This is a genomic window from Pseudomonas flexibilis, assembly GCF_000806415.1.
Taxonomy (GTDB): Bacteria; Pseudomonadota; Gammaproteobacteria; order Pseudomonadales; family Pseudomonadaceae; genus Serpens; species Serpens flexibilis.
In genome coordinates, this window is the sequence record NZ_JTAK01000010.1 from 1 (window position 1) to 1,280 (window position 1,280).

General features: G+C 64.0%; 1 protein-coding gene. It reads right to left on the bottom strand.

Features of this window, described 5'->3' with window-relative positions; all coding sequences use genetic code 11:
- Positions 1-19 precede the first annotated feature (19 nt).
- Entirely contained in the window at positions 20-997 is a 978-nt protein-coding gene (locus PT85_RS16830) for an IS110 family RNA-guided transposase (RefSeq protein WP_039607300.1), read from the bottom strand.
- Positions 998-1,280: the final 283 nt, after the last annotated feature.

Genomic DNA, 1,280 nt, shown 5'->3' on the forward strand with positions numbered 1-1,280 from the left:
GTAGATACCGTCTTGCTCCCTACCGCGCAAGCGCCAGTTTGGGGTCGAAGGGCTGGCCGGATTTGAGCACCCCATAGGCGATGTGCAGCAGCTTGCGCATCGCCGCGCAGACGATCTGTTTGCCGCGCTTGCCACGGCTCCTCAGGCGCTCCGCCAGGGCCTTGATGGCGGGATTGTGCTGCATGGCCGAGATGGCCGGCATGTACAGCCGGCTGCGCAGGAAGCCCGAGCCGATGCGCGAGATGGGCGTCGGCCCTTGATGCTCCCCCGATTGGTCTGGCCTGGGCGTCAGCCCGGCAAAGGCCGCCACGGCCTTGGCGCTGCGAAACGCCAGCGGATCCCCCAGTTCGCCCAGTAGCAGGGCGGCTGTCTGGTCGCCGAAGCCCTTGATGCTGGTCAGCAGCTCCTTGCGTTGGCGCAGGCCCGGATCGTTGTCGATGTGATCCTCGATGGCCTTCAGGGTGCGGCGGATTTCCTCCTCGATGTGGCGCAGCACGGTGTGGATCGAGTCCTGGATATTCGCGTCGGCGCTCTCCAGGCGATTGCGCTCCATCTGTTCCATCTCGCGCAGGTCCGCCAGACGGCGCACCAGCGCACGCAGGCGCTTCTGGGCCGGCGGTTCAGGTTGCCAGAGTCGCAGCCGCGATTTGGCCAGTTGGTCCTGACCGAAGCCGGCAATCAGCTTGGCATCCGTCTTGTCGGTCTTGCCCCGCGACAGCTGAGTCTTGGCATAGGCGGCGGTCTGCGCCGGATTGACCACGCTGACGCGATAGCCCCGCTCGAACAGGCCGGTGGCTAATGCCTCGTGGTAAATGCCGGTCGCCTCCATGACGATCCAGGCATCGGGTCCGGCGTGTTTCTCCAGCCACTCGCACAACTGGGCGAAGCCGCTGGGATCGTTGGCCAGCCTGCTGCGTGTGCGGTACTTGCCGTTGGGCTGGAGGGTGGCGATATCGAAGGTGTGTTTGGCAACGTCGATGCCCACAACGGCGACCATGTTGAACTCCTGGAATGAAACGATGACAGGATCATCACTGCATACGGTCCAACCTTGCTTATGCGAGCTCACGCCACGGGCAGGCCCTGGATACCGTTCGGACTTGGAGGATGAGTGTGGAAGGGGGCCGACCCCTCTACGTCGCAGGCTCGTAGCCCAACGGCGGGCGCGTGTTGCACTCCCTTCCCCCCATGACCAGTCGGCGTCATGACCATTATAAACACCTATCGCCCCCGATGACCACACACGCATTCACCCCGTGCCTCACTCTTGCCACTACACA

What these genes read in the sequence shown, in the direction of transcription:
- PT85_RS16830 (WP_039607300.1), bottom strand. Translation starts at nt 997, where the DNA reads ATGGTCGCCGTTGTGGGCATCGACGTTGCCAAACACACCTTCGATATC.